The organism is Paenibacillus sp. RRE4 (assembly GCF_031844205.1).
Taxonomy (GTDB): domain Bacteria; phylum Bacillota; class Bacilli; order Paenibacillales; family Paenibacillaceae; genus Paenibacillus; species Paenibacillus xylanexedens_B.
In genome coordinates this window covers 1,086,161-1,097,707 of record NZ_JAUZUT010000001.1, presented here as the reverse complement: position 1 = coordinate 1,097,707, position 11,547 = coordinate 1,086,161, and the positions used below count along the sequence as shown (strand labels likewise).

Genomic DNA, 11,547 nt, shown 5'->3' with positions numbered 1-11,547 from the left:
CCTGGTTGTCTAGAAATGGAATTTAATTAGACTTTCTCCTTCATCTGAATTTGTTACAATTTCATCCGGGAAAAGATCTTTCAACAACACATTCGGATTTCCACTGATTTGACTGAGAACAATGAACAGACAGTTCATCCAATCTTCCAGCTCTTCTGCTCTATGTGCGGCACTGTTGTATACAAATCGAATGAGGAAGTTCTCATGCGGCTCTATAATCAGATTGAAATCATAGCTTGTATACTCATGTAAATCGTAATCTACCATTTCCAGTCCCGAAGGAAGCTGGAGTTCCAGCGGATAATTTTCAAATACAAGGATATGATCCAGAACTGCCCCGCCGCCAGACTTTTGGATCGAAGATAGTGGAATATGGGAATAGGGTTCTTTCTCCATCTGTTCCCACTGAAGTTGTGATGCGAGTTCCAAAAAGGTACCCGATGCCGACTTGACCCGAACAGGAATCGTATTAATGAATAGCCCTATCATGTTCTCGATATCTTGCACCTCGACACTTCTGCCCGATACCACTGCGCCAAAGATCATATCTTCGGTTTCGTTGAGATTTTGCAATACCGTCGCCCAAGCAGCCTGAAACAAAATATTTAGCGTCAAACCGTATTCGGCGGATAATTGCTTAAGTGCCTCCTGGATCGTTTCTGGCAAGTTACGGGTTAGTTCCTCCCTTACATACTCACCACTTGATCCTTTTAACCGTGGCAGCACATTTTTACTGCGGTATTCAGCTAAATACTTCGCCCAGTACGATTCAGCCACAGACGGATCTCGTTCTTCAAGCCACCCGATGTATTCCCCATAGTGCGGCGCTGAAACAAGCGATTGTATATCAGACAGATCGGCGTATAGATCGAAGATACTACTAAGAAGAAGGCCTACACTCCACCCATCAAGCAAAATATGATGAAAGCTCCAAACCAGACTATACGCGTTACCGTCTGTTCGAATAAGTGTTACTCTCAGAGGGACCTCACCAAATAGATTAAAGCGCCGTTCACGATTTTGTTGAAGATACTGTTGAAGCCTCTCGGGCTCACATCCGCCATGTTCCGCCGTCCAATCCATAAACTCAAAGGGAAGGTTCCATGACTTCGCCACTGCCTGAAGCGGCCGTTCGAGCCCACGCAAGGCAAAAAAGGTACGAAGGATGTCATGTTGATTAACCACCTGCTGAAAGCAGTCTCTAAGCCGCTCTGAGTCAAGGTCACCTTGCAAATGAATGACACATTGCTCCTCATAAGCCGTGGAATCCGGAAAGCGAAGATAATGGAACAACATACTTTCCTGCATAGGTGACAGCGGATAAGCTTTGAGCATTGGAAAAGGTGCTACCTGCTCAAGGACATCCCTTTCTGCATAAGGTACCAGCTGAAATCCCTCATGTTCCTCTTCTGTAACCATCTCTCCCTCACCGGCATACATCATGTCTTGCAAACCATTAAGGAAACCTTGCATCATTCTCTGGATGGTTTCTGCTTGAAACTGATGTTTATTGTAATCAAATTCCACCAGCATCCGCCCGTCCGATATGAGCACATTACAAGTGATCGCAAATGGGCGATCCGCATCTGGACTCTCTGTTCCATGCATGGGAAGCTGCGAAAGCCGAAACAGATTTTGATAACGATGGTCATGCATTTCACCAAGATAGTTGAAGCAAATTTGTGGCTCAATCTCAGATCCATTGAACAATCTGTTCTCTGTTTCAGGCTGCATGTACTTTAATATGTTAAATCCAGCTCCCCTGTTAGGGATGCGTTGCAAATCATGATGAAGCTGTGCCGCATAAAGGTGCGGCGTTTTGGCTGCTGAGATATCCAGATAAATCGGGTAATGGGATGTAAACCAGCCGACCGTTCGTGAATAATCCACAATTTCACCGAAACTTTCCCGACCGTGTCCCTCCATGTTGACCCATAGACCATCTTGAACACCCATAGCCCCCATTGCAGTACCTAACGCGGCTAGCAACAAAGACGCTGTATCCGCCTCGTATCGCTCAGTCGTCAATTGCACGAGGGTCGTAGTAGCTTTTTGTGTAAAATGAAGGCTTCCCACTTCACTATCTCGAACCTGCCCCCTCGTGTTTACCCCGTCCCCGATGAGCGATGAAACCTGCCGAACCGATAGATTCTTCCAATATTGCGCCTCATGCTTCCATTCACCAATAGCAGCATACGTATGCATTCTCTGTGCGTAGTCCCGATAAGAATCGGACATAGAAGGCAAGATCGGCTTCATGTCCCGTTCGAGAGCAAGGTAGATATCATAAAAATCATCCAGTAAAATGCGCCAAGATATCGCGTCGACGACTAAATGGTGAATCGTAAAGATTAATTCGTCCCGATCTGATCTCTGGATGAGGCCCGCCTGTACTAATGGTCCGCGCTCCAGATCCATTGCCCGGTGCATTTCTTCCATCATTCGTTCCTTGACAGCCTTGAATGGCTCGCTATTCGTCTCCTCTATTGACTCCGCTACTCGGAAGGCAAAAGCCTGCCGGTCCGAATGTTGACAAGATTGCTGAATGTGGTTGCCATTTCGCTTAAATGTCATTCGCAGTGCATCATGATGAACCGTGAGCAATCGGAGTGCTTCTCTGACAAACCGTTCGTTGAACCTCGTAACACTAATCAGCGTCACGCTGTTATTCCAATAATTCATTTCGGCAAAATTTTGCTTGAAAAACCAGTGTTGAATAGGCGACAGAGGTACATCACCCTCTATAGGCTCTGAAGCGCTGCCGGGGGATGTATCTTCCATCGGAATAAGCATTGGGGCAATGCTGCTCACCGTTTTCAAACGTAAAATTTCAGCCGATTCAAGCCGATATCCACACTTTTTCATACGAGCCGCAATCTGGATCGCCTTGATCGAATCCCCGCCAAGTCGCATAAATTGATCATCTCTGCTGGCATCAGGCGCTTTGAGTATTTCACGCCATGCTTTTAACAACTCCGCCTCACCAAGGATTTCAACCAGAGGTGGATGCTCGAACGGAGTCTGCTCTGCCAACATAACAGGCAGTTTCTTGATATCCACCTTTCCATTGGCAGAAAGCGGGAGTCGATCCAAACGAATATACTCGGACGGCAACATATATTGAGGTAGATATGCCGAGAGATAACTTTCCAGCACCGACGTCTCCAACTTTTCTGTCGAGACATAGAAAGCGCACAGATGCTTCCCCCTACTCTCCGTCTCTTGAACAATCACTGCCGCTTCTCGAATAGATGAATATGCGAGAAGCAAATTGCGAATCTCTCCCATTTCAATGCGGTGACCCCGAATTTTAACTTGTTCATCGATTCTGCCTAGATACTCCATTCCACCTGCTGGCAACCAACGCACCAGATCTCCGGTACGGTAAACCTTGCCCGGTTCATGGAACCTGTCCGATACAAACTTCTCCTCGGTCAGCTCAGGCTGGTTCACATATCCTCTGGCTACGGCAATACCGGCAATGCACAGTTCTCCGGGAAGATGTTTCGCCTGCAAATTCCCTTGTTCATCGGAAACATATAACCGCATATTGTCAATCGGCCAGCCAATAGGCACCTCGCTATATGTTTCAGCAGGGTCGTATTGATGGATCATACAGCCAACTACCGTCTCGGTAGGGCCATACTCGTTGTAAATTTCAACATGCGGACCGAACATAGAGATAATATCCGCTGCCGCGGAGCTCTCGAATGCTTCACCACCTACGATAAAACGCTTCAAGCTTGATCCTTTTGTGTTATAAAGAGACAGGAGTTTTAGATGGGAAGGCGTTAATTTAATGAGATCCACTTCACCATCTTCACAAATTCGTTCAAGCGCAAACTCCACATCTTCCGCATAAATAATAATTTGGTTCCCCGACAATAGGGGTGTAAACATCGATGTTACCGTCAAGTCAAATGAAATGGATGAATACAACGAAAAACGAATCTTTTCCCCTCGTACATAGGTCTGATCTGCCCAACGAATGTAGTTGGTCAAACCTCGATGCTCTACCATAACGCCCTTGGGCTTGCCCGTAGAACCTGATGTATAGATGATGTAGGCCAGGTCGTCAGGTCCGGCAATTCGTTCAAGGTTCACTGGTGTTAAAGGTACGTTTCCGTGCACTTCCTCCGTCAGCATTACTGAACCCGAAAAATTGCACAATTCCTCATAGGCTGCATCAGCAATGACCCACTGTGCCTTACAGTCGTCTAATATATAACGGATACGGTCCCTCGGGTACGACGGATCGATCGGCACATAACAGGCACCTGCTTTCCATATACCGAGGATGGCTGCCAGCAGGTCGGGAGATCGCCTCATAACCAGGCCAACGGCCATCTCTCGCAGCACTCCCTGCTCCTTCAACACCTGAGCAAATCGATTGGCTCTCATGTTAAGCTCAAGGTAGGTGAGTTGCACGCCTGCACAAGATACTGCTATGGCACCAGGTGTACGTTGAACTTGTTCTTCAAATAAAACGAAGATGGGCTGATCAAGGAGCAGCGGGTTATCCGTTTCATTAAATTCATGTAGCAACTGCTTGGTTTCCGAAGCATGGAGCATGCTGATTTCCGAGATAGAAACGTCAGGTTGATGGGACACAGCTTCCAAGATAGCAACTACGTGTCCAGCCATTGCTTCTATAGCTTCAGGGTGAAATACTTCCGTACAATATTCAAGATCGAGATGCAGTTCATTTGGTCTCTCTACAACTTCCAGTGTCAGGTCAAACTTGGCCATTCTGTTTTTGTACTCGGAAACCGTGAACTTGACGCCACCACCTATTTGCGGCTCCGTAGAAAGATCCTCATGTTGGTAAACATAAACCGCATCAAACAAAGGATTCCGACCCGAATCCCGCTCCCCGTTCTCGAGAGCAATCCATTGTTCCAGCGGATATTCCTGATGCTCCAATGCATGCACCGCATTTACCTGCACTTCATGGACCAGCTTGGAGAACCACTGGTTGCTGGAGAGATCGCTTCGCAACGGAATAGTATTGACGAACATACCGGGAGTTCGTTCGATATCCGAATACAACCGTCCCGATGCCGTTGTACCAACCATGATGTGCTCCTGAACAGAATATTTAGACAGCATCACCTTATATGCAGCTAGAAAATAGCTGTATAACGTGACTTTCTCATCCGCGGCATATGCCTTGATACGTGCCAGAATTTCGTCAGGAAGCTTGACCCCGTATCTTGCTCCTTCATAACTGCGTACAGCAGGCCGCTGATGATAAATTCCCCAATCCAGCCGCGGAATTCCGTCCTTGAACTGCTGAGCCCAGTATTTCTTACTTTCCCTCATATCTCCTGCGCCGAAGCGTCCCAACTGCCATTGGGTAAAGTCCTTCATATGCAGTGGGACAGCTCGCAAGCTTTGTCCGTCATACAACTGAACTAACTCTTCCAGCAGCAGATTCGCTGAAAGTCCATCTGCGATCAGATGGTGCATATCCATCAGCAAATACTGCCGACCCGATTCCTCTGGCTCAGTCCAGTACTCCATCCGCATGAGCGGTGCTTGTTCGAGGTCAAACGGCCGGATCGTGCGCAGAATCGTTTCCTCCGTTGTATCACTGTCCAACAAATGCATGGGAATTTCCATGGTTGCCTCGTTGAACACACGCTGTACCGGCTCATCTTCATCCAGATCAAAAGAGGTTCGCAAACATTCATGTCTCTTCACCAGTGCATTGGCCGCCACATTCAAGCGTTGCAGGTCAAGCGAGCCATCCACGGTAATCAGTCCGGTGACGTTGTAAGCCGTACCTGCTCTACCCAGTTTCTCTACAGCAAAGATCGAACGCTGAGAAGCAGACTGTGGGTAGCACTGGGCTGGACGTGCCTTCGGAATCCGCATGGGTTCAGCGGTGGGAACCTCGTCCAGCACTTGTGCCAACTCGGCAATCGTTGAATGGCGGAACAACAGACTTAGCGGAACGTTGATTCCTAATTCTTTTTGAAGTCGGGCCGTAATGACTGTAGCTGCAAGTGAATTACCACCCACCGCCAGGAAATGATCATGAATGCCGGCGTTTTCCAACTTCATTATTTCAAGCCATATCCGATGAATCCTGATCTGCATTTCCGTAACCGGAGGGGCATACCCTGCAGCTCTATCATTTAAGTTTTTCCGAGCTTGCTCGGTAGTGAGATCATTTCCGCACGGATTAAGGGAAGTGGTAAGCTTCTCGGATGAAACAAACGATGGTGTCGATAATAAAGTATGTATTTTACTACACCGAGAATTGGGTTCTGCCTTTCCTTCCTTCCATACTTTGGACTCAACCGTATCCAGTAATAAGGTGTATGTTTCAAGCCAGCCTTCGGCCTCTTCCCGTCCACATACTCCATCCCCCACATCTAATTCCAGCACCAATTCTTGATCCATCTCAAGGACATTCATGCTGATCGGGTATTTGAAGGACGATGGCGGAAAAGACTCAAGCTGTACTCTCAGGTCTTCGAAGTGTAATTCAGGCGTTTTGTCAAAATTAAAAATGGTGTTGATGACCGGAGGATAAACAGACTCTCTTTCCGTGACTAGTGCCGTAACGATGTCTACGTAAGAGCAACGCTGGTGCTCCAGTAGCTCAAGCATTTCTCCTCTTACTAGTGTCGCGTATCCGGATAGTTCTTCCTTAGCTGGCAACTGGCTTGAAAAGGGCAGTAAGTTGACACATTGACCCACCAATTGGGGCAGCCCCATCTGTAGCTGACCAGCCACGGGAATACCAACCGTGATCTGCCGGAGACCTGAAATTCGAGATAACAGCATGTTATAAGCCGCAAGCATCAGCATAAACAAGGAGACACCCTTTTTTTTACCGAATGCCCTCAACTCTGCCGTGAATTCAGTGTTCAAGCTCCTGTACAGACGCATTCCCGGATAAAGTGAGACAGACTCCGAAGCAAGCCGAGCAGATACAACCAGCTCCGGCATCGGAGTGGAAAGCCGTCTGGTCCAAAACTCCCTTGCATGTTGCTTCTCCTCCAGCGGCAGATTAAGTTGCCACTGTGCAAATGCAGAAAACAATACAGAGTCAGGGGACTGCAACCGATTTTGCGTCGTATAGTACCCAGCAATCTCTTTCAGAATCTGAACAATGGACCAGCCATCTGCTACGAGATGATGCACTTGCATGATGAGTCTGTACTGCTGATGCCCGAGATGTAGCAGACAGAATCGGATCAAAGGACTATTCGACAGATCAAATCCATTGCTCCATTTCTGTTGAATGGCTTCGGGCAAGGCTTCTGATTCTTCTAAACCTTCGGCTTCTTCAAACATAATTTTCGAAGCTACGTTCTCAAACGGCTCCGTGTAATACAGCCCTTCATCGTTAGAGAAGTGGGTTCGCAACATCCCGTGTCTTTGGACCACATAACGAACGGCTTCCCGTAACCTTTTGGTATCCACGGCTCCTTCCAAACGAAGTACGACAGACTCCACGTAAGCATGGCTCATATTATCATTGGCTAGAGATGCGAACCAGAGTTGCGTCTGTTCCGATGTAAGCGGGTGGGTCTCGGCTTGTTTTCGCGCTTCTACCGCCACTGCTTTACTGGCTTGCTTTCTCCCGCCTCCCGGCGAGGTCGGTGAACTCGGAGGCAGGAATCCGGCACTTCGCAATTCCTCTATACTCGATTGAACGGCATCTACAATACGATCAATATCTGCTTCCGAATGAGCCGTGGATAAAAAACAGTTTCGGCCTTCCCAAATATAAATTCCTTTCTCGATTAACAAGTAGTACAGAAGCTCCAGATCAGACTTTTGCACAAAACGGAACAAGGAACCAAAATGCACAATCTCAAGCGGCACCAGTTCTTCTGCAAAGTAATGATTCAGTCTGTCTGCCAAAGCCGCCGTCTTCCTGTTCAATTGCTCCTGAAGGGCCGGACCTTCCTCCTGCAACCGCCGCAGGACTGCCAGAGCAGCATTCATAGCCAACGGATGCTGGCAGAACGTTCCGGCTACAAAAGTTCTCCGTTCTTCATGCGGAGGGAACGAGGAATCCCCAAAAGACCACATTCCTCCGTCTATGCCGTCCAAATATCGTTCTTTTCCAGCGACGATGCCAATCGGCAAACCTCCACCGACCACCTTGCCATAGACCACCATATCGGCTTCAATGCCGAACCATGCCTGCGCACCTCCAGGATGAATGCGGAATCCGGTGATGACTTCATCAAAAATCAAAGCGATGCCCTCTGAGGCGGTCAACGAACGCAGCTTTTGGAGAAAGGCGGTTGGCTGAATGTCTGGCCTACGGCTTTGTACCGGTTCTACCAGTACTGCTGCCAGCTCTCCAGCACGCTGTTCGATCATCCGCAGTGATTCGGGATGATCGTAATTCAGGACAATGAGGTCTTCCACCATACCTTGCAAAATCCCTGGAGCGATTGGTGTGCTACTGCCTCCGAGTCCTGCACTCATGGCCAAAACACCATCGAAAGTACCGTGATAAGAACCTGAAAAGACCACTATTTTTTTTCGGTTTGTAGCCGCTCGAGCCAAACGCATGGCAACCATGATCGCTTCTGTCCCGGAATTAAAAAACGCGGCACGTTCTATTCCAGTCAATTCACGCAAGGCAGATGCAACCTGACCAGCATTTGCATTGATCGGGCCAACACACATTCCCTTCTGAACAGCCTCTTGCATTGCTTCGTTAATAAAAGACACCTGATGGCCGAACAGGTTCACACCGAAGCCCATCGTCAAGTCAATATAACGATTCCCATCGATATCCGTAATGTTAGATCCTTCGGCCTGATCAACGACGATCTGATAGACGATATCCTTCCAGTAGGGGCGATAACCTGCCACATTGCGATTATTAGCCACCACTTTACGGAAAGCTTGTGTGTGAAGCTGTGATCGCACTGTTTTGGCAGTATATCTGGAAATAAATTCATCTATAAAATGCTCTTGCACAGGGTTCAATCCTGTTTTCGAATGCGTTTCAAGCTTCTGGAACGGGACATAGGGCCGATTGGTCTGTACACGTTCTTTTGTAAAATTAGAGGACACGCTCTGGTTATCCGTCGAATTGTCGGGATAGTCTTTTTTCACCGGTTTATTCACCTGCACTGCCGTCGCCGCCGACAAACGAATTGCAGAAGCTTCCGATCCTGCAGAACCTGCCTGTAACATGGAAAGTTGGAGAGTCATCAAGTCCAGTTGCTTCTGTACAATCCCCTCCAGACCTGAACCTGCTACGGATTGATTACTCGATTCGCTCTCTTCCTCTGATGAGGCTACATACGGATGTACATATACATTTTGCAAACGTGCGGCATCCTGAGGCACTCCCTTATCCTCTGTTTGCCCGTTTAGAATCGGAGACTCTGGCAATTGCTGAGATTGACTGGCAATATATTTCCCTACTTCAGCGACGGTAGACATCTCTTCAAAAAACAGATGCATCGGAATATCTACGCCGAATTGATTTTTAATTGCATGTTTGGCATTGACAAGCAAGATAGAATCCATACCAAGTTCCATGAAATTTCGATTTATCCCGATGTCTTCCGGAGAGTATCCTGAGATATTCGACATCATTTCCTGTACCGCGCTTGTGAAGGAAAGAATATTTGCGTCCTGGACAACCCGATTTTCCATCGTTGAATTCTCCTTTTTTCCCTCCGGTTTGTGGTTAACTTCCCCTCTGCTCTCTGCCACCAACATAGGAACAATCCAGTGCCGATGTCGATCGAATGCATATGTCGGAACTGAAACTACACGCTTGCCGCTTCCAGCATGGAGATCTTTCCAACAGATGGGTTGACCATTAACGTACTGGGTAGCGATCTTATACAAGACATTAACATTTACCAGACTTGGCATCGCAACGTTTGAGTCAGATTCGGAGAAAGTTAAGGTTCCATCCTGCTCAGGTCCACCGAACCAGATTCCCTCCGCCAATTCACCGTATTGCCCGGTGAAAGTCTCATGCTGCAACCATGCCAGCTTGTCCTGTAACTCTTGATGGTGATGTGCTATTACTGCAAGTTTGTACTCGTACACGCCTCTACCAATATTCGAGGTATAACAAATGTTTGCAAAAGATTGTGGATCAGATGTAAGAAGAAAAAGACGATATTTATCGATCAGAGACCGCAATGAGGTTAGCGTTCTGGCAGATAAAGTGAACAAGGAAGGTCCGTTTTGTGTATTCGGCGAAAGAAAAACCTTTCTTTCGCTTGCCTCTTCCAGTACAACGTGACAATTGGTGCCACTCATACCGAAAGAACTTACTCCGCATCGGCGTACATCCGTACCTCTCTTCCAATCCGATAAGTGAGCATTGACATATACAGGAGAATTCGCAAATTCGATTTGTGGGTTGGGCTTTTCAAAATAGAGCGAAGGCGGAAGCTGTTCATGATGAAGCGCCAACGCTGATTTAATAAAACTAACAATGCCAGCTGCATGATACAAATGTCCGATATTGGGCTTAAGTGAACCGATCGCACAGAACTGGACTTTATCGGTATACACACGGAACGCATTATGGATAGCACGAACCTCAATCGGATCACCGATGGGTGTTCCTGTACCATGCGTTTCGATATAGGATAATGAAGCCGGGTGAATACCTGCACGCTCCCAAGCACGAATAAGAAGCTGTTCCTGAGCCGCCCGGTTAGGTGACGTAATGCCTATGGATTTACCATCCTGATTGGAGACACTCGCTTTAATTACGGCATATACAAGATCATTGTCCGCAATGGCTCTGGACAAAGGTTTAAGTAGAATCGCGCCCATACCCTCTCCTCTTACCGTCCCGTCAGCTTCTTCATCAAACGCCCTGACTTTAGACGAAGGGGACTCAATGCCGATCTGGGGCTGTTCGGCTTGTGGATCTAGAATGATTTGAATGCCTCCAGCGATAGCCATGTCACACTCTCTGGAGAGCAGTGCCTGGCAAGCTAGATGAACAGCCATTAACGATGAAGAACAGGCTGTATCAATGACAAGACTTGGACCTCTAAGATCAAGCAAATAACTGATTCTGCTCGCTATAGCGGAGGACATGTTACCTACTGCCGCTGCCGACAACAGATCTGTATTGCATGAAGCGATTATTTGTTTATACTCGTTTTCATGTCCTGATCCGACATAAACACCAGTCCGACTTCCTTTTATGCGATCCCCGCCATAGCCTGCATCCTCAATCGCACTCCATGCAATTTCAAGAAACAACCTTTGATACGGGTCCATCAACGTTGCCTCTTTAGGCGGGATACGAAAGAAGAAATCATCAAACGTGTCAATCTCGTTCAAATAACCACGTCGTGGTGCTTTGATTCCCCCCTCTGACGTTCTGACCTTTGGAGCCTCAAGAATCCAATCTTCACCGCGACACAGATTGCTCCAGAATTGATCGAGTGAATCCGCACCAGGGACTTTAAGCGCCATGCCGATCACCGCGATATCTTTACCTGACTGCTCCTCAATAACTGTAGCCGGAGTACGATCTTCCTTCGTACGGCGAGGCAACAAACTTTTTTTCATCGGCTC

Annotated in this window: 1 protein-coding gene; it reads right to left on the bottom strand. The window is 47.5% G+C overall.

Annotation, left to right across the window (positions count from 1 at the left end; genetic code table 11):
• Positions 1-9: 9 nt before the first annotated feature.
• Entirely contained in the window at positions 10-11,541 is an 11,532-nt protein-coding gene (locus Q9R46_RS05085; protein ID WP_311279184.1) for a non-ribosomal peptide synthetase, read from the bottom strand.
• Between the last annotated feature and the right edge of the window lie 6 nt (positions 11,542-11,547).